The following is an 18,550-nucleotide window of genomic DNA, read 5'->3' on the forward strand; positions in this document are numbered from 1 at the left end:
GACATGCAGCGGTACTTCCTGCGGCCGCTGCCCTCCGGCATGGCAGGGGAACTCGTGCAGAACGTGGCGGGGCTGCGCGATCGCTGCCGGGCCGCCGGGATGCCGATCGCCTACACGGCCCAGCCCGGTGGTATGTCCGAAAAGGACAGAGGGCTGCTCAAGGACATCTGGGGTCCTGGCATGCGCGTCGACCCGGTGGACCGGGAAATCGTGGAGCCGCTGACCCCTGAGCCAGGGGACTGGATTTTCACCAAGTGGCGCTACAGCGCGTTCCACCGCAGCGACCTGCTCGAACAGCTGCGCGAGAGCGGCCGCGACCAGCTGGTGATCTGCGGCGTGTACGCCCACGTCGGCGTGCTGATGACCGCCGTCGACGCCTTCACCAACGACATCGAGACCTTCCTGGTGGCCGACGCCATCGCCGACTTCTCCGAGGAGCATCACCGGCGGACGCTGCGGTACGCGGCGGACTGCTGCGCGGTCGTGCTCAGCGCCAAGGCGGTGCTGCCATGACAGACCTGCTCGATGAGGTGCTCAGCTCGCCCGAGCGCCCCTTCGCCGTGCTGCACCGGCCGCTCACGACCGGTGCGACGAAGCTGGAAGTGCTCACCGGCGAGGTGACCTCGGTGTCCGAGCTCGCCGACATCCCGCTCGCCGACGGGCCCGGTCCGAAGACGCTGGCGGTGATTCCGCACCGGCAGATCAGGGAACGGGGACTCGCCCACATCGACGACGGCGCGCCACTACTGGTGATGCGGGTGCGCGAGCACGCCGTGCTGCCGAAGAACAGCGCGCTGGACCGGCTGCCGGACGAGCCGATCGAGCTCTCCAGCGCCCACTTCGACCTCGACGACGCCGCCTACGCCAAGATCGTCCGCCGGGTCGTGCACGAGGAGATCGGCACCGGGGAGGGCGCGAACTTCGTCATCCGGCGATCGTTCCTGGCCGAGATCGGCGGCTACCACCCCGGGCTCGCGCTGGCCTTCTTCCGGCGGCTGTGCGAGCGGGAGTCCGGGGTCTACTGGGCATTCGTCGTGCACACCGGCGAGCGGACCTTCGTCGGCGCCACCCCGGAACGGCACGTCAGCCTTGCCCGCGGCGTCGCGACGATGAACCCGATCAGCGGCACCTACCGGTACCCGGCCGAAGGGCCGACGCTGCCCGGTGTGCTGGACTTCCTCGCCGACGACAAGGAGATCGACGAGCTGTACATGGTCCTGGACGAGGAACTGAAGATGATGTCGCGCTTCTGCGACGACGGTGTGCGAGTGGTCGGCCCGCGGTTGAAGGAGATGACCCGGCTCGCGCACACCGAGTACTTCATCGAGGGCCGCACCCGCCGGGACGTGCGGGAGATCCTGCGCGAGACGATGTTCGCGCCCACGGTGACCGGTAGCCCGGTGGAGAACGCCTGTCGCGTGATCGCCCGCCAGGAGGCCCGGGGCCGCGGCTACTACGGCGGCGTGCTGGCGCTCATCGGCCAGGACGAGGCCGGGCGGCAGACCATGGACTCCGCCATCGTGATCCGCACCGCCGAGATCGACCGGGCCGGCCGGGTGGAGATCGGTGTCGGCGCGACGCTGGTGCGCCACTCCGACCCACTGTCGGAGGCGGCCGAGACCCGCGTCAAACTCGCCACCCTGCTCTCGGCGTTGAAGGAACGCGCGGTGCGCTGGCGGGACCACCCCGACGTGCAGGCGGCGCTGGACCGGCGCAACACCCGGCTGGGCGCGTTCTGGTTCGCCGAACGCGGTGCCGGGCCGCGCCAGGACAGCCGGCTCGCCGGCAAGCGAGCGCTGGTGATCGACGCCGAGGACACCTTCACCGCCATGATCGCGCACCTGTTGCGCTCCCTCGGGCTGGAGGTGGTGCTCCGCCGCTTCGACCAGGAGTGCCTGACCGAGGACTACGACGTCGTGGTGCTCGGGCCGGGGCCGGGCAACCCCGGGGACCACACGCATCCGAAGATCGCGCGGCTGGCCGAGGCGGTGCGGTCGCTGCTGCGCAGCCGTCAGCCGTTCCTCGCGGTGTGCCTGAGCCACCAGGTGCTCTGCGGCGTCCTGGGGCTCGAACTCAACCAGCGCGAGGTGCCGAACCAGGGTGTGCAGCGCGAGATCGAGCTGTTCGGGGAGCACGAGGTCGTCGGGTTCTACAACACCTTCGCGGCCCGCAGCGCCGATGACCGCGTGGAGCACCCGGAAGCGGGCCTGGTCGAGATCAGCCGCGACCCGCTGACCGGCGAGGTGAACGCCCTGCGCGGCAACAGGTTCGCCTCGATGCAGTTCCACGCCGAGTCCGTGCTGACGCTCAACGGTCCGGCCATCCTGCACCGGCTGCTGGCGGCCGTGCTCCGCGTGCCCGAGGTGCAGTGCCCGTGAAGGCCGTGATCGCCTGGTGGGACCACGACGCCGTCCCCACGCTCGACATCCCCGCGCTCCGCGAGTCACTGCTGGCCGAGGGGACCGGTGCCTGGGCCGCGGTGCCGGGCCTGGTCACCAAGTTCTGGATCTCCGACGGCGCCAGGTGGGGCGCGGTCATGGTGTTCGAGTCCGAGGAGGCCGCCCGGCAGAGCCTGCCGCCGAACCGGGCGGCCGAGCTGATCGGCCATCCGGCAACCGTCCGCCACGCCTTCGACGTCGAGGCTTTCGTGACATCACAAGGGAAACCAGCATGGCAGTGAACGTTGTGCACACCGAGATCGGCCCCGAGTTCAGCACGCCGCCGGCGGACCCGATCCCGTTGCTGCGCCGCTGGACCGAGCTGGCGGCCGAACGTGGTGTCCGCGAACCCGGCGCGATCGCGCTGGCCACCGTGGCAGCCGACGGCCGCCCGTCCAGCCGGATGATCCAGCTCAGCCGGATCACCGACCGTGGCCTGGTCTTCGCCACGCACGCGGGCAGCCGCAAGGGGCGGGAGATCGACCAGACCGCGCGGTGCTCGGGGGTGCTCTACTGGCGGGAGACGAACCAGCAGATCACCTTCGGCGGCACCGTCGAAGACGCGGGTGACACCGTGGCGGACGCGCTGTGGGCCCGGCGCGGCGCCGCGGCGAACGCCATGTCGGTTGCCACCCGGCAGAGCGAACCGCTCGCCGACGAGGAGGAGCTGCTGGCCAGGGCCCGGTCATTGGGCTCACCACTGGCCCGGCCCGGTACCTGGGTCGCCTACGAGCTGGTGCTCACCGAGGTCGAGTTCTGGCAGAGCAGCCCCGACGGGCTGTACCGGCGGCTGCGCTTCGATCTGGCGGGTCCGGGCTGGACGACGGTCCGGTTGCAGCCCTAGGTCAGACGAGGAACACGCCCCTGGCGACGACCACGGCGGACCCCGCGACCTCGACCATGTCCACACCGCCCTGCGCGAAATGCGCGGTGGCGTACATGGTCGAGGTCCGGCCCATCTCCACACCCTGCTGGATCTCGATCTCCGTACCGGGCTCCAGCAGGCCATGCCGCACCAGGTGCACCGCCAGCGGCCCCGCCGCGGAACCGGTCGCCGCGTCCTCGGCGACCCCGTAGGCCGGGGAGAACATCCGCAGCCGCCACTGCGTGCCGGCGCCCGCGAAGCAGTTGGCCGCGACGTCGAGATGACGTTCCAGGGCAAGGAGATCAGGACGGAGCGCGGACAACGCCGGAATGTCGGGCAGTCCGACGTAGACGTGCCGCGGCCCGTTGCGGTACACCTCGACCGGCAGCGTCGATGACGCCAAGCCCAGTGCGGTGAGCAGGTGCTCGGTGTGCTCGTAGGGCTCCCACTCCGGGTTCGGCTGGCGCATGCGCGCGGACAGGACCCGACCGTCCGCGCGGTGCAGCTCGAACGGGATGGCGCCCATGTGGGTCTCCATCAGCAGCCGGTCGCCCGGGATCGACTCACCCAGCGCGATCGCGGTGCCGAGGGTCGGATGCCCCGCGAAGGGCAGCTCGTTGACCGGGGTGAAGATGCGCACCCGTACATCGCCGCCGTTGGCAGGCGGCAACACGAAGACCGTCTCGGACAGGTTCAGCTCGCGGGCGATCCGCTGCATCCGCTCACCGGGGAGGTCGGCGGCGTCCAGGAACACCGCGACCGGATTGCCCAGCAGCGGGGTGCCGGTGAACACGTCGACCACCAGGTAGTTGTGCACGAGGCGCACACTAGGGGCCCGCACCGGTTTGCCACCAAGGAGATGTCCAACCGCGGACTGTCGCAACTGGACGGCGCGTTGCCCCGCGGGCGGGACCTGTCCGAGCATTGCCGGTATGACGAACGCTACGACGGATGCCGAACAGCGCGCGCACAACCGTGCCGTTGTGGAGGACTACCTCAGCCGCTACGGGGAGAACCGGCTGACCAGGTACCTGCTGTTCACCGAGGACGGTAGCGCGGGTCTGTACACGGCCGACACCACCGGTCCGATCGTCTCGACCGGGCACGAGAAGCTGAAGGCCCACGGCGAGTGGTCGCTGCGGATGTTCCCCGACTGGAAGTGGTTCAACATCGAGGTCTTCGAGACCCAGGACCCCGGCCGGTTCTGGGCCGAGTGCGACGGCGAGGGCCAGATCCGCTATCCAGGCTACGAGCCGGGCTTCTACCGCAACCACTTCATCCACTCCTTCGACTTCCGCGACGGGCGGATCCTCCGGCAGCGGGAGTTCATGAACCCGTTCAACCAGTTGCGGGCACTCGGCATCGACGTGCCCACCATCAACCGCGGCGGTATCCCCACCTGAGACCCCGGGTTGGCAGCTGGTGAGTTGCTGTCACGGTCAGCAGCTCGTTGATTTTCCTGACGGGTCGGGTGCCGGTACAGCTCGCGCGGCCGCAGTTCTGGGCGCCTGCTACCGGTTTCGGGGCCGGGGCGTCAGGCGACGGGAGGGCGCTGAGGTCGAGTTTGCCGTTCGTGGTCGGCGGGAGGCTGTCCAGCGGGGTGATCGAGCTCGGCAGCATGTAGTCCGGCAGCAGGGCGGCGGCCCAGGTGCTCCAGGCGGCCGTCCGGGCGCAGGCGGCCCAAGTCGCCGCTGTGGTGCAGGCGGGTGCCGGTGTGCGGGTTCAAGCGGAACCGTTGGGCGGTCAGGTTTTCCTGGTTCCGGTAGCCCTCGGCCACGCCTGCGCCGCCCACGCAGATCTCGCCTGGCATCCCCGGGGGCTGGACGCGGCCCTCCTCATCGGCGACGAGGAGGTGCCAGCCGGGAAGGGCCGGGCCGGCCGAGCGGGAGACGGTCAACGCACGGTGGTCTCGGTGATCCCGAGAACCCAGGTTCCCGGGAGACGAAGTAGGGCACCACCACCAGGCCGCCGGTGAGCAGGCAGCCCCAGATCTCCCACACCGTCCGAAGTGGACAATGCTGGCGCGCTGGTTGATCGCGGAATCGCCACTGAAGGCCAAGGAATCGAGCAACGCCCCAACCGGGATTCGGATCCTTCCCCGCCCGAGAGTCAAGGACATGATCAACTTTCTTGGTGATCATGTCCTTGACCATTCGGGTGGCCCTCGCGCTGGGATGTTCAGCCGCTCACCGTGATATTGGAGTTTCCGCTGCTCTGATAGCCTTCCGTGGCAAGGATCATGTAATAGCGGAAACTTCCCAGGTTCATTCCGGCGCGGGCCCACGCGTCGAAGTGGTTGCCCGTGGTGATGGTTCCGCCCGTCTTCTTCGACTGCCGGACACTCCAGTACTGGGGGAAAGTGCGAGTGCCTTCGACAGAGGGGGCGTTGTACCGCATCGTGTGGTAGATGTCGTACGTGCCGCCGTCACTGCTGACCGTGCCTCGGTGCGTCCCTGTGGGCCGGTAGGTGCCCCAGTTGTCGACGACGTAGTACTCCACGAGCGGGTTCGACGTCCAGCCGTAGAGGCACAGGTAGCCATTGCCGGACGGATTGAAACTGCCGGAGTAGTTGACACTCCTGCGTCCGCCGTTGCTCCAGCCCTTGCCGCACACGAAGTTCCCGGTGTTGCGCCATGAAGTGCTGTAGTTGCCGCCGCCTCCCAGGGTCATGGAGACCGTCCCGTTGGCGTCGGTCCAGAACGAATAGTAATAGCCGTTGTGGGTGCCGGTCTGGTTTGTGGTGATGGTCTGGGCATGGGCGGTGCCGGGCAGTATCAACCCGGACGTCGCGAGCGCCAGGACGCCGGCACCGCCGATGAAGCTTCTGCGACTGATCGAGCGGTCAGGGGCTTGGTCCTCGTACATGCTTCCTCCTCATTGAGGCTGGCGGAGGCCAGGCAGCGCGATACACGCGATCCGACCCGCGAACCCGTCGATGGCCAGGGCGAGGCCGACCGGACTTCGGCGTCGCGCAACGAGACAGGGCCTGGCAGGGCGTCATGGGGTCGACGATCGGAGGGCAGGTCACGCGGGTGACCCACAGTGTCAATCCAGCCTCGCGGAGTGTCAATAGTTTCGAAAAAATCGCGAAAAGTTCCCTGAAACGAATGATCTCCGGAGAGACTATAACTACAGTTCAGCGGCTCAAGATAGTTGATCAACTTCCAAGCTGATCGACAACTGTCGCGATCTAAAGATCAATATCGAAGGTGTGGCCTCGAAACTTTTGATAATCGATCTCGCGCTTGCCGTCAAGGAACAGATGCGGTTCGGGCTGGGCGGCGGTCGCTGACCACTCGGTACGCACGGCCAATCGCCCGAGCCCGAAGCGGCGCGCCCGCCGGACCTCCGGGCGGTTGGGAACCGGACTCGGGCTCGCTTCGGCTCCGCGTCACGCTTCATGACGTTGAAGAAGAACTGCGGTTCGAAGAACGTGCCCAGTCCCTCGTTGACGTTCGGCGAGTACGGGTTGAAGTTGCCCTGGTAGTCCCCGGACTGGCCGGTGAAGACAACCAACGTCTCGGCATCCGCCGAGCTGCTGCCTGCGGAGGGGCCGCATCCGGTCGCCCCCAGGCCGAGCACCGCCAAGCCGGCTGCGGCGACGCGCACCCGCTGTGACTTCAGGGGACATCGAGGATCCTCTCACTGACCGGGGGACCTGTGGGTGGGCTGCATAACACCAGCGGGGAGATTCTGTGGGACTGCGGCGGCGGCGCACACCAGCGCTGGACCACGACGAACGCCCGCGAACTGCGCGTGTTCGGCTCGAAGTGCCTCGACGTCGACGGGCGGGGCACAGCTGCCGGCACCGCCGTGCAGATCTGGGACTGCAACGGGCAGAACAACCAGCAGTGGACGCTGAACCCGGACGGCTCCGTCACGGGCGTGCAGTCGGGCCTGTGCCTCGACGCCACCGGGCAGGGCACCGCGAACGGCACGAGGACACAGCTGTGGCCCTGCAACGGCCAGGCCAACCAGAAGTGGATCCGTCGCTGAGGCTGCCGCCCCACAGCCGCCAAGCTGGCTCATCTCGACGTCATCAACTATCCACAGTAGACACTCGATGTCCCGAGTCACTCGAGTTCGCGCCGGCTGTGACGGATTCTCGGTAGCTGTGTGCGTGTGCCGCGGTCAGGACGACGCTGGAGCCTCTACGGCGACACGGTCGCCCGTGACCGTCGCCGCTCCGACGCCTCCTCCAGCAATGTGAGCAACGCCGAACCTGGTGCGGTGATCCGGTTTCGTCGATTCGACTGTGAATTCGACGAAAGATTCGACAGTCGGCGCGTCAGCCGACCAGCGGACCGTCCACAAGGGACAATTGTCTGGCCGCCAACGGTGTTTCTCGATAGGCCATCGGTGTCCGCGAGTCGGGGCGCAGCGGTCAGGCGCCGGACTGTGCACGTTCACAGAATTCGGCCTACCTGCTCTTGAAACTGTGGTAGGAATACGCTTTCATCGGAGAAGTGAGTGGCACGGAACGACTGTGCACGTTCACAGTGCGGTATCACCCCTGCGTCTCGCTGCACGCGATCAAAGGAGATCGGATGACCGCGTCTGGCACTCGTTGCACAGAGCAGGCCGCTCAGTCAAACCTGCACCAAGCGATCACGAAGCAGCACAGCCGCGGAAGGGTTTGCCATGACCGGCACTTCTGATGGTTCTCCCAGCGCAACCTGCTGATCGGTGCACGGCTTCCTCGACGTCTGACAGGAGAACCCGTGTCCCGCACCCGTTTCGCGCTCCTCACCGCCGCGGTGAACCTGGCCGTGCTGGCCCCCGTTCCCGCCACGGCCGCGCCGATGGCGTTGCCACCACAGTGCTCGGGCACCGCGCCCATCAAGTGCAGTTTCAGCCTCGCGCCAGGCAACTACGACGTCACCGTGGAACTCGGCAGCACCACCAAGGCCGCCAACACCTCCATGTCGGTGGAAGCACGCAGGCAGGTCCTCAACGCCGTCTCCACCACCGCGGGCCAGATCGTCCGCACCACGGCCACGGTCAACCTCCGCAATCCCGAGGGCCAGCCCACCGGACAGGGCGGCAACGGCACCCCCGGCCTGCAGATCACCTTCAGCGGCAGCGCTCCCGCGATCGGCGCGCTCACCGTCACACCGGCCAGGGCCCCGCTGGCGGTCTACCTCGCCGGTGACTCGACCACCTGCGACCAGCCCACCGCGCCCTACACCGGCTGGGGCCAGCACCTGCCGGCACGGGTCCGCGAAGGCGCCGTGATCGCCAACTACGGCGACTCCGGGGAAAGCTCCGGCAGCTTCCTGTCCAACCGCGCGCTGTTCCCGGCGATGAAGCCACTGATCAAGAGTAAAGACCTGGTGCTCATCCAGTTCGGGCACAACGACAAGCAGACCACCGCGACCGCCTTCCGCGACAACCTCACCCGCCTGGTCAACGGTGTGCGCGAGCGCGGCGGCGTTGCGGTGCTGCTGACGCCGCCGGTGCGCAGGCTCTTCAACGGCACCACGCTCACCCCCACCGCGTTGCACGTCAACAGCAGGGGCGTGGACCTGCCTGCCGTGATCCGGGCGCTCGGCCGCAGCGCCAACGTTCCGGTCATCGACCTGACCGGCAAGAGCAAGGCACTGGTGGAGTCGATGGGTCCGTCGGCCTCCCAGGCGCTGTTCCTCACCAGGGAAACCGGCGACAACACCCACTTCTCCGCGCACGGCGGCGCGGAGATGGCCAACCTCGTCGTGCAGGGCGTTCGCGAGCTGAACCTGCCGCTGGCCGGCTACCTCCGCTGAACCAGACCGTTGGACCGTCCACAACAGACGAACTCGCAGTCACCTCGCTTACCTGCTCGAAGGGAACCCCCATGCACGTCGGCCAACGGCGGACCCGCCGATTTTTCCGGTCCACGGCCGTCGCCGCCCTCGTGACGGTGACGGCCGCCCTCACCGTCCCCACGGCGGAGGCCGCGGCCGGCGTTCTCATCGACGAGACGTTCAGCACCCAGACGAGCCCGGCGAACTTCGGGTTTCCCACCGGAGCAGTGGTGACCGGCGGAGTCCTGAACGTCACCAAGGGAATGGGCAACTACACCACCTCGGTCAAGGCGTTCGGTGCGGCCGTCGTGGGGGAACGAACCCTCGACCTGACGTTCGACTGGAAGACCGCGGCCGCCGGCAATGGACAGAGGACCGGCATCGAGTTGCGTGACAGTCAGGGCAATCTCGTGTTCGCGCTCGCCGGCACCGGCACCGAACTCCGGTACGGCCTGACCGGCCCGGTGTCCGACTCGGCGTCCGCACCGGACGCGCTCAACCCTACCTGGACCAGGATCGCCTACGACCGCGCCAAGTGGTACACGGTGAACCTGCACCTCGACTTCGCACTGCGGCGAGTGCAGTACCTGATCGCCACCAAGGAGACCGCGGCAACGGTCATGGCCTCCGGGACGGCGGGTGTGACCGGGACGAACCTCGCGAAGTTCGTCGCCGCCAACTACTACGGAACCGGCGTGCAGTCCATCGACAACGTCCGCCTCACCGTGCCGGCCAACGCCGCGAGCGGACGGCTGAAGGGCAAGACGGTGTACGCGTTCGGCGACAGCGTCGTCCACGGCCACACCTACGCACGCAGCTTCGTGAACCTCGCGGCCGAACGCGAACTCATGAACCTGACCAAGTACGCCGTGAACGGCGCGGCGATCGGCCCCGGCAGCAAGCAGATCCTCACGCAGGTGCGGAACGCCACCGCGCAGGCACCCGACTACGCGGTGTTCAACGGCGGCACCAACGACGCCGAGCTCATCCACGACAACCGGTACCGGGTCGGCACGATGGCGCCGGGCTTCGACCCCGCCACGTTCGACAGGTCCACCTACGCGGGCTCGCTGGAGACCACGATCCAGACCATGCGGACCAGGTGGCCGGCCGCGCGGATCGTCCATGTCACCGTCCACAAGCTGGGCTCCCGCGACTGGAACACGCAGCTCGCGATCCGCTCGGTCACGCTGCAGATCTGTGCCAAGTGGGGCGTCGCGGTCGCAGACGTCTTCGGAAACTCCACTTTGGACACCCGCAATGACGGCCATCGGGTGGCGTACACGTTCAACGGCCTGGTCAACGGTTACCCGGGAACCGGTGGCACCGGCACACATCCGAACCTCGCCGGAATCAACTTCTACGTCCCGGTGCTCACTGCAGCACTGCCCTGACCATGACTTGGCAACTTCAAGATCACGACCCGTGTTGTCCCGGCCCGCGAACGGTCTGACCGCGACGTTCCGCTGGTGCCGGTGCGTGGGGGACAAGTGCGACCGGAGAAAAGGAGGTAGATCATGCGATTCAGCATCAAGGCCATAGCCGTCGCACTCATTGTGGCGCTGGCGATGGTGGCCGTGCCGGGGTGGGCTGGTGCCTACGCGGTGGTCGGCTTCACCGGTACCACGGTGAAACTCCGGCAGCGCAACGGCGTCGACCTGTACGCCAGCATCGACGGCGGTGCCTGGGTGTCGTACAAGAACGTCAAGGGCACGGTGAACCTGACACCGAACCGGCTGCCCTCGGGTACCCACACGCTGCGACTGTCCTACCGTCAGGTGTCCGGCTCGTACCGCGGTGATCCGGTGTTCCAGGGCGTGATCCCGGACTCCGGGGCGCACACCATAGTGCCGAGCGTGCCGTCCCGGATCATCGAGTTCGTCGGTATGCGGGACCGGTACCTCAAGACCGGTCTGAGCACCACCACGCCGGACTGGGACTTCTCCCGCTACCAGGCCAGCGACGTAGTGATCAACCTCGGCACCAACGACCTGGGGCACAACGTGCCCAGCTCGCAGTTCCAGACCGCGTACAGCACGCTGCTGCAACGGATCCGGGCCAAGTACCCGAACGCAGGCATCTACGCGATGGAGACGTTCAAGAAGTGGTACGTCAACGAGACGAAGGCGGCCGTCACCGCCCGCAACAACGCGGGTGACAGCAAGGTCAGGTACATCAGCACCGAGGGCTGGATCAACCCGGCCACCGACACCGCGGACGGCACCCACCCCAACGACGGCGGCCATCAGAAGATCGCCACCCGGCTCGCCGCGATTCTCAGGTGAGCCCCGAGCTTCGTGATGCCGAAGTGAACCGGGCCTGGCCTGGTAAGCGTGCCCGTGCTCGGAAACCGTGAACTGACAGTCAAGTTCTCCTGAGATCGAAGGACGGGAAACATGCAACCTCTCCTCGTCATCGGACTGGCCGCTGCCGTGGTGGCCGCCACAAGTGTCATCAGCGCGAGCCCTTCGCACGCCGCCGCCTGCGGCAAGGGGTACGTCGGGCTCACCTTCGACGACGGCCCGACCAGCAACACCCCGGCCCTGCTCAACGCCCTCAAACAGAACGGGCTGCGGGCCACGATGTTCAACGAAGGCCGATACGCCGCCGCCTACCCCGCCCTGGTCAAGGCCGAGGCCGGCGCCGGAATGTGGATCGGCAACCACAGCTACACACATCCGCGCATGAACCAGCTCAGCAAAGCGCAGATCGACTCGGAGATCTCCCGCACCCAGCAGGCCATCGCCGCCGCCGGTGGCGGCACGCCGAAGCTGTTCCGCCCGCCGTTCGGCACCACCAACTCGACGATCAAGTCCATCGCGGCCAAGCACGGTCTGCGGGAGATCATCTGGGACGTCACCACAGGAGACTGGAGCGGCGTCAGCGTCGACCGGATCGTGCAGGCCCACAGCAAACTCACCAACGGCCAGGTCATCCTGATGCACGATGGGCCACCCAACACGGTCGCCGCGGTCCCACGCATCGCGCAGTTGCTGGCCAGCCGCGGCCTCTGCGCGGGCATGATCTCTCCGCAGACCGGCCGCGCTGTCGCACCGAGCTGACCGCGAAACCTTGGGCGGCCGTCGGAGGCCGTCGCAGCACGTCTTCCCATTGGCGTTGTGCAGGAAGGTCTAGTTCCGTGTCGAATATCGAATCAAACGGCTGGACGCGCAGGTCGTTGTTGCGCGGTATGGCGATCGCCGGGGTCGCCCCGCTGCTACCGGGAATCGCGGTGGCGGCGCCCGAGCAGGACGGGGTTGCCGAGGACGGGCTTACTCTCGTTCAGGGCGGCGCCGCGGTGGACCTGTTCGTGGACCAGGCGGACGACCCGGCCGTGGCCCGAGCCGCGGGCGACCTGGCCGCCGACCTGGCCAGGGTCAGCGGTGTGCGGCCACGCCTGCAGCGCACCACCTCGGGGTTGTCCGGGACCGCGGTGCTGATCGGCACCATCGGCGCCAGTCCGGTCATCGACCGCTTGATAGCCGAGGGCAGGCTGGACGTTGCGGAGGTGGCGGGCCGGTGGGAGGCCTCGGTGACCCAGGTGGTGCAGCGCCCGCTGCCCGGCGTGGCCCAGGCGCTGGTGATCGCCGGCAGTGACCGGCGCGGCACGGTCTACGGCATCTACGACACCTCCGAGCGGATCGGGGTCTCGCCGTGGCACTGGTGGGCCGACGTGCCGGTGGAACGCCGCGCCACGGTGCGGGTCCCGGCTGGGCCGCTCAAGCGCCGGGAGCCGTCGGTGCGCTACCGGGGCATCTTCATCAACGACGAGCAGAACCTGACCACCTGGTCCAACCGGATGCAGGAACGGGACAAGAACATCGGCCCGGAGACCTACAAGAAGGTCTTCGAGTTGTTGCTGCGGTTGAAGGCCAACTACCTGTGGCCTGCCATGCACCCCTACACCGACCATTTCAACAAGCACCGCGACAGCGTCCGGCTCGCTGATGAGTACGGGATCGTGGTCGGTTCTAGCCATCCGGAAGCGTTGCTGCGCAACGGGGTGCACGAGTGGGAGCCGTGGGCGCAGGCGCACCGCAACCCCGACGGCAGCCTGCCGGAGTACGACTACACGGTCAACCCCGGCGTGATCGCCGAGTACTGGCGGGCCCGCGCCAGGGAGAACGCCGCGTTCGAGAGCAGCTGGACCATCGGCATGCGGGGCCTGCACGACTCCGGGTTCCAGACCCGCTACGCGAAGACGGTGCCGGAGAAGGTCGCGGTGATGAACCGGATCATCACCGACCAGCGCCGCATCCTGGCCGAGGAGGTCGGCGCCGCCGCTGCCCCGCAGATCTTCATTCCCTACAAGGAGGTCTTGGACCTCTACAACGCCGGTGTGCGGGTGCCGGAGGACATCACCCTGGTCTGGCCGGATGACAACCACGGCAACATGCGGCAGATGCCCACCGGCGAGGAGCAGCGGCGCCCGGGCGGCAACGGGCTCTACTACCACATCTCCTACTGGGGCACCCCGAAGAGCTACCTGTGGCTGGACACCACCCAGCTGAGCAAGATCTGGCAGGAGCTGCGCCGTGCCCACGAGCACCGGGTGGACCGCCTGTGGGTGATCAACGTCGGTGACATCAAGTCGCAGGAGTCCGGTCTGTCCTTCTGCATGGACCTGGCCTGGGACATCAACCGGTGGGGCGCGGGCAACGTCGAGGAGTTCCTCGTCGAGTGGGCGGGCAGGCAGTTCGGGCAGCGGCACGGCAGGGAGATCGCCGCCATCCGCACCGAGTTCACCCGGCTGGCCGCCGAGCGCCGCCCGGAGTTCGTCGACCAGGGCTCGATCTCGCTGGTGCACCACGGCGATGAGGCGGGCGGGCGGATGGCCGCTTACGAGGCGCTGCTGGCGCGGACGCGGGCGCTGGGCCGCCAGCTGCCCGCTGCCTACCGGGACGCTTTCTTCGAGCTGGTCGAGTATCCGGTGCACGGCGCCTACCTGATGAACCTCAAGTACTACTGGGCGGACTGCAACGCGCTGGCTTCCCGGCAGGGCCGGGGCGCGGGGGTGAACCGGTATGCGGAGCTGTCCGAGGCCGCGCACGCCCAAGAGGAGGCGCTCACCCGGCGCTACAACACCGAGATCGCCGGCGGCAAGTGGAACGGCGTGGTCAATCCTTATCCCTCACAGATCCCGAAGGCGCCGGGCCGCCCAGCCGTGGTCCGGAAGACGCCGCAGCAGACCTCGGGGCTGGGTGTGGCCGCCGAGGGCAACGAGACCGGGGCCGCCCGGCCGCTGTCGTTCTCCTCCTATCCGCGCGACCGCCGTTTTGTCGACGTCTTCAACACCGGCTTCCGTCCATTTGCCTGGCGGGCAACGACAAGTCATTCGTGGGTGCGGGTGAGCTCGACCTCCGGCACCGTGACCGACCAGGTTCGTGTGTGGGTCTCCATCGACTGGCAGCGGGCACCCCTTGGCAGGCACGAGGCGACGGTGACCTTCACCGGAGCCGGGAAGAGCGTGTCCGTGCCACTGCGCGTCAGCAACGACGGTGAGCCGGCCCGCAGGCGCGCAACGGGTTTTGTCGAGGCCCACGGCTATGTCTCCATCGACGCGGCGCACTTCCACCGCCGGGTGCCGCGTGGTGGCGCGGACTGGCGTGCGGTGGCCGGGCTGGGCAGGCGGCAGGCCGCGATGGAGGCCGTGCCCTCGACCGCCGCGCCCATCACCGAGGACCTGGCCACCCGCTCGCCGGAGCTGTCCTACCGGATCCAGTTCGCCACCGCGGGCACGTTCCCGGTGACGGTGTTCCGCCTGCCCTCGCTGGACGCGCGCGGACAGCGACGGCTTGCCATCGCCCTCGACGACGGTCCCGCCGTGGTGCTGTCGGGTCAGGCCATCGCCACCGGCAGGTGGGATGACGTCTGGGCGCGCAACGTCACCGAGGGGGTGGAGAAGCTCACTGGCTCGCTGACGGTCCACACACCGGGCGAGCATGTGCTGCGCCTGCTGATGGTGGATCCCGCCATGGTGGTGGACCAGATCGTGGTGAACACCGGCGGCCTGCCCGCCACCTACCTCGCCCCACCGGAGAGCTACCACCCAGGGGCGACCGACCGCGAAGCCCGCTAGGAACACCGCGACCCGGGTCGCGGTCCCAGCAAGTCAGCGGCGTCAGCAGGCCGCCGTGGCAGTCAAGTATCCGGAGGTAGTTCCCTGTGCACTGAATCGACGTGCAAGCCGGGTGGGCGAAGACCCGCGCGTTGAGGTGGCTGGCGTTCGTGGTGGGTCTCGTGGTGCTCGTGGCCGGGGCGGGCTCGGCCACGGCCGCTGGCACTCCACACCAGCCAGGCCTGTCGCGGGCCGCCGAGAACCCATACCAGCGAGGTCCGGACCCGACCCACGGGAGCGTCACCACCGCGGGCACGTTCGGCGCGATCGCGTTCATCCCCGGCTACAACGGCTCGTGGGCGGCTCTGGCATGGACGGGGCCGGGGCTGGCCTCACACGGGTTCGTCGTGATCGGGTTCGAGGCGGCCAACCCCGCCGACGGGGACACCGCCCGCGGGTCCCAGCTGTTGTCCGCGATGGACTACCTGACCAAGCGCAGCCCGGTGCGCAATCGCGTCGACCCGAACCGCACAGCGGTGATCGGCCACTCCATGGGTGGCGGCGGGGCGATGTCCGCGGCGTCGCGACGGCCTTCGCTGAAGGCTGCGATCGGGCTGGCCCCGGCCATCTTCTCAACGAACATGACCACCCTGCGGGTGCCCAGCCTGCTGATGGCGGGGCAGCGGGACACGACGGTCACGCCGTCCTACGTCAAGAACTTCTACAACCGGATCCCGGCACCGGTGAAGAAGGCGTACGCCGAGCTCACCGGCGCCGGTCACGGCTTCCCCAGCCGGACGCCGAACTCGGTGATGATGCGCAAGGTCGTGCCCTGGTTCAAGATCTTCCTCGACAACGACACCCGCTACACCCAGTTCCTGTGCCCGCAGCTGGACCCGACCGGCATCAGCGGCTACCAGAGCACCTGCCCGCTTTTGCCTGGCGGGCCGACCCCCACGACGAACCCGGTACGAGGATGATGCCTGGGCGCGCAACGTCACTCAGGGCGTGGAGAAGCCGGCCACATCCACAGTGGACAGAGAGGTCGTCGGTCGCGTGATGGCCGGGCACATGCGCGCAGCGAGGTGGTGGCGATGAACGACACCGCCACCACTCACTCATTGCCCGTCTCGCCGAGCGCGACCGTGCGCATGGCGATGCTCGCGCTGTCGGTCACCGTGAGGCCACGTGGTCAGCGGGTGATGGTGGCCGCGGCCGTCCGTCTCGTCGTCCACGCCGGCCTGCGCGGAGAACACGGAGCAGGCGGCGCCGAGATAGATCCGCACGGACGAGGCGGCGTGCACGCCCAGGCCGGTCTGGTATCGGACACCGCCGATGCTGATCGGCCGGCCGTCGGTGGCTGCCTGTTCGCCGTTGCTGCGGTCGCGTTCCACCGGGCCCCAGCTGTTGACCTCCGAGGCGAACGGCAGGCCGGAAACGCTGTGGGCGCCCTTGGGCGGCGCGGACCTCACGTCGGTCCGTAGTCCAGACATACCGGTTGATAAACCGGCTGCGGTCGCCGTTGGCCCAGCCAGTGTCGGGGCGTCCGCGGCGGTCGGCGGTCAGCAGGTAGCGCTAGCCACCGGAGTGCACGCCGAAGCCGGTACGGCGGCGAGTCGTTGAGGCGTCCGGCTAGCGGGCGAGCCGCTGCCAGTGCGCGAGCGTTGCTGGAGCAGCGCACGAGTTGGTGTCCTGGCTGGGATCGGCAATGGGGGTTCAAGCCGGTTGGGGTGGATCGGGGGTGAGGAGCTGGGCGGCGAGGGTGTCGATGGCCCAGCGTTGCCATGACTGGGGTGTCCAGGCCCGGTCGCGGGTGAGGATGAGAAACAGTTCCGGGCTGAGCAGGGCGTAGAGGACGTCCGCCGTCTGCTGCTCGGTCAGGCCGGCGCGGGCGCCGGGTTTGTCCAGCAGAGCCTTGGCGGCTGTGGTGTGCACGGTGTAGCGCGGGTCCTCGCGGCCGGGCCACAGATCGCGTAGTTCGGGGTGCGCGGAGGCCGCGGTGCGGACCATCTCGGAGACGGCGGCGACGCGCTGGAGAACGGCGTGGGTGCCGGTCACTAGCGCGGTGAGGCCGCTGCGAGCGTCGGGCGCGTTGACCACCTCGGCGAACCAGGGCCGGTCCATGGTCGCCAGCGGCTGGTCGTCGCCCGCGATGGTCACGTCGAGGAGTTCCTTGAGCAGCGTGGGCTTGTTGCGGAAGGTGAAATAGATGGTCTGGACGGCCACGCCCGCCCGGTCGGCGACCTGCTGGAGAGTGGTCGCGCCATAGCCGTTGGCGAGGAACAACTCGGTGGCTGCCGCGATGATCCGGCGCCGCGTCTGGCTGGCCCGGTCCGCTCGGGAGCCCTTGACATCGGTCATGCCTGGAGTCTATCTCTAGAGTCGAACTCTAGAGACAAACTCTAGTTACAGCGATGAGGGGAAGCCGCCATGACGGTGATCGCCAACCAGCAGCAGGCGCAGGCGTGGAACGACTGGGAAGGGCGGCACTGGGCCGATCACCCGGAGCGCTACAACGCGATGACGGAAGCCTTCAACGCGCCGCTGTTCGCCGCGGCGGGCATCGCCGCCGACCACGCGGTCCTGGACGTGGGTTGCGGCACCGGGCTCACCACCCGGCTGGCCGCCCGCAGCGCCCACCGCGGCCACGCGCTGGGCATCGACCTGTCCGAGCCCATGCTGGAACGGGCCCGCCGCGACGCGGCCGCCCAGAACATCACCAACGTCACCTTCGAGCGGGGTGACGCCCAGGTCCACCCGTTTGGCAAGGCCAGCTTCGACGTCGTCATCAGCCGCGGCGGGGTGATGTTCTTCGCCGACCTGGTGGCCGCCTTCAGCCACCTGCGCGACACACTGGTGCCCGGCGGGCGACTGGCCTTCCTCGGCCCCCGGCCCGGCGGGGCCGACAGCGCCTACCACCGAGCGACCGCGGCGCTCGCCCCCTACCTGCGCGAGCCGTCACCGGCCGCACGCGGCATGGGCTCCCTGCTGGATCCGGCACGCATCACCGAGGTGCTCACGGCGGCGGGCTTCCGCGACATCGACATCACTCCGGAACAAGCCGACATGGGCTTCGGCGCGGACGCCGGGGACGCCGCCGACTTCATCTTCGCGATGGGGCCGACCCGCCACAACCTGCGCGAGGTGGACGCGGACTCGGCGGCCGATCTGCGCGACCGGGTACGGGCCGCGCTCGGTGAGTTCGAGACACCGCAGGGCGTACGGATTCCCGGCGGGGTGTGGATCGTCACCGCCAGGTGCTGAAAGATTCCACACGCGACCGCGAACGGCGCGGTGTCCAAAGGGGCGACAACCGCTCGGCTCCACCTGTCGGGACGGCCTTGATTTCACGCGTGCAGCTGGTCCTAACTTGCCGGTCCTTCGTGTCCTGACCGGAAGTGGGAGG

The 18,550-nt window shown here is 68.3% G+C and carries 19 protein-coding genes; 13 read left to right on the forward strand and 6 right to left on the reverse strand.

What is annotated here, in order from left to right; all coding sequences use genetic code 11:
* Nucleotides 1-3 precede the first annotated feature (3 nt).
* The 4 genes from ACWDY5_RS23240 to ACWDY5_RS23255 are packed head-to-tail and all read left to right on the forward strand — an operon-like array spanning nucleotide 4 to nucleotide 3,282.
* Nucleotides 4-513, forward strand: a complete 510-nt coding sequence (locus tag ACWDY5_RS23240) for an isochorismatase family protein (RefSeq protein WP_449724272.1) — start codon at nucleotides 4-6, stop codon at nucleotides 511-513.
* Nucleotides 510-2,378 (forward strand): anthranilate synthase family protein, encoded by a 1,869-nt coding sequence (locus tag ACWDY5_RS23245; protein WP_449724273.1) that lies wholly within the window; start codon nucleotides 510-512, stop codon nucleotides 2,376-2,378. The genes ACWDY5_RS23240 and ACWDY5_RS23245 overlap by 4 nt, the downstream gene beginning before the upstream one ends.
* Entirely contained in the window at nucleotides 2,375-2,680 is a 306-nt protein-coding gene (locus ACWDY5_RS23250; RefSeq protein ID WP_449724274.1) for a hypothetical protein, read from the forward strand. The genes ACWDY5_RS23245 and ACWDY5_RS23250 overlap by 4 nt, the downstream gene beginning before the upstream one ends.
* Nucleotides 2,671-3,282 carry a pyridoxal 5'-phosphate synthase gene (locus tag ACWDY5_RS23255; protein ID WP_449724275.1) on the forward strand — a complete coding sequence of 204 codons (612 nt, stop codon included), beginning with the start codon at nucleotides 2,671-2,673 and terminating at the stop codon, nucleotides 3,280-3,282. The genes ACWDY5_RS23250 and ACWDY5_RS23255 overlap by 10 nt, the downstream gene beginning before the upstream one ends.
* 1 nt (nucleotide 3,283) lies before the next feature.
* On the opposite strand, the gene ACWDY5_RS23260 is transcribed toward ACWDY5_RS23255, so the two are convergent.
* Entirely contained in the window at nucleotides 3,284-4,120 is an 837-nt protein-coding gene (locus ACWDY5_RS23260; RefSeq protein WP_449724276.1) for a PhzF family phenazine biosynthesis protein, read from the reverse strand.
* A gap of 115 nt (nucleotides 4,121-4,235) precedes the next feature.
* Between ACWDY5_RS23260 and ACWDY5_RS23265 the strand changes: the two genes are divergently transcribed.
* A complete protein-coding gene (locus tag ACWDY5_RS23265) occupies nucleotides 4,236-4,706 on the forward strand; it encodes a PhzA/PhzB family protein (protein ID WP_449724277.1) in 471 nt (156 codons plus the stop codon).
* 131 nt (nucleotides 4,707-4,837) lie between these two features.
* On the opposite strand, the gene ACWDY5_RS23270 is transcribed toward ACWDY5_RS23265, so the two are convergent.
* The 3 genes from ACWDY5_RS23270 to ACWDY5_RS23280 form a co-directional block, all read right to left on the reverse strand.
* A complete protein-coding gene (locus tag ACWDY5_RS23270) occupies nucleotides 4,838-5,422 on the reverse strand; it encodes an AMP-binding protein (protein ID WP_449724278.1) in 585 nt (194 codons plus the stop codon).
* Nucleotides 5,423-5,481: 59 nt separating this feature from the next.
* Entirely contained in the window at nucleotides 5,482-6,168 is a 687-nt protein-coding gene (locus ACWDY5_RS23275) for a glycoside hydrolase family 11 protein (protein WP_449724279.1), read from the reverse strand.
* A gap of 279 nt (nucleotides 6,169-6,447) precedes the next feature.
* Nucleotides 6,448-6,912 carry a hypothetical protein gene (locus ACWDY5_RS23280; protein ID WP_449724280.1) on the reverse strand — a complete coding sequence of 155 codons (465 nt, stop codon included), beginning with the start codon at nucleotides 6,910-6,912 and terminating at the stop codon, nucleotides 6,448-6,450.
* 51 nt (nucleotides 6,913-6,963) lie between these two features.
* Between ACWDY5_RS23280 and ACWDY5_RS23285 the strand changes: the two genes are divergently transcribed.
* The 7 genes from ACWDY5_RS23285 (at nucleotide 6,964) to ACWDY5_RS23315 (ending at nucleotide 16,124) form a co-directional block, all read left to right on the forward strand.
* Nucleotides 6,964-7,299 carry an RICIN domain-containing protein gene (locus ACWDY5_RS23285; RefSeq protein WP_449724281.1) on the forward strand — a complete coding sequence of 112 codons (336 nt, stop codon included), beginning with the start codon at nucleotides 6,964-6,966 and terminating at the stop codon, nucleotides 7,297-7,299.
* 725 nt (nucleotides 7,300-8,024) lie between these two features.
* Nucleotides 8,025-9,065: a rhamnogalacturonan acetylesterase gene (locus ACWDY5_RS23290; RefSeq protein ID WP_449724282.1), complete on the forward strand. Its 1,041-nt coding sequence runs from the start codon at nucleotides 8,025-8,027 to the stop codon at nucleotides 9,063-9,065.
* Between the two features lie 71 nt (nucleotides 9,066-9,136).
* Nucleotides 9,137-10,480, forward strand: coding sequence for an SGNH/GDSL hydrolase family protein (locus tag ACWDY5_RS23295; protein WP_449724283.1), 1,344 nt, complete (start codon nucleotides 9,137-9,139; stop codon nucleotides 10,478-10,480).
* A gap of 123 nt (nucleotides 10,481-10,603) precedes the next feature.
* Complete coding sequence (locus ACWDY5_RS23300) at nucleotides 10,604-11,371, forward strand: GDSL-type esterase/lipase family protein (protein WP_449724284.1); 768 nt, start codon at nucleotides 10,604-10,606, stop codon at nucleotides 11,369-11,371.
* A 111-nt stretch (nucleotides 11,372-11,482) separates the two neighbouring features.
* Nucleotides 11,483-12,148 (forward strand): polysaccharide deacetylase family protein, encoded by a 666-nt coding sequence (locus ACWDY5_RS23305; RefSeq protein WP_449724285.1) that lies wholly within the window; start codon nucleotides 11,483-11,485, stop codon nucleotides 12,146-12,148.
* Nucleotides 12,149-12,225: 77 nt separating this feature from the next.
* On the forward strand, nucleotides 12,226-15,165 hold the full coding sequence (locus ACWDY5_RS23310; protein WP_449724286.1) for a glycosyl hydrolase 115 family protein: 2,940 nt from the start codon (nucleotides 12,226-12,228) through the stop codon (nucleotides 15,163-15,165).
* A gap of 149 nt (nucleotides 15,166-15,314) precedes the next feature.
* Nucleotides 15,315-16,124 carry a dienelactone hydrolase family protein gene (locus ACWDY5_RS23315; protein WP_449724287.1) on the forward strand — a complete coding sequence of 270 codons (810 nt, stop codon included), beginning with the start codon at nucleotides 15,315-15,317 and terminating at the stop codon, nucleotides 16,122-16,124.
* A 138-nt stretch (nucleotides 16,125-16,262) separates the two neighbouring features.
* Here ACWDY5_RS23315 and ACWDY5_RS23320 read toward each other — a convergent pair whose 3' ends face one another.
* Nucleotides 16,263-16,616: an NPCBM/NEW2 domain-containing protein gene (locus ACWDY5_RS23320; protein WP_449724288.1), complete on the reverse strand. Its 354-nt coding sequence runs from the start codon at nucleotides 16,614-16,616 to the stop codon at nucleotides 16,263-16,265.
* Nucleotides 16,617-16,860: 244 nt separating this feature from the next.
* Entirely contained in the window at nucleotides 16,861-17,505 is a 645-nt protein-coding gene (locus ACWDY5_RS23325; protein WP_449724289.1) for a TetR/AcrR family transcriptional regulator, read from the reverse strand.
* A 69-nt stretch (nucleotides 17,506-17,574) separates the two neighbouring features.
* On the opposite strand from ACWDY5_RS23325, the gene ACWDY5_RS23330 reads away from it, so the two are divergent.
* A complete protein-coding gene (locus ACWDY5_RS23330) occupies nucleotides 17,575-18,408 on the forward strand; it encodes a class I SAM-dependent methyltransferase (protein ID WP_449724290.1) in 834 nt (277 codons plus the stop codon).
* Nucleotides 18,409-18,550: the final 142 nt, after the last annotated feature.

This window comes from Crossiella sp. NPDC003009 (assembly GCF_053591555.1).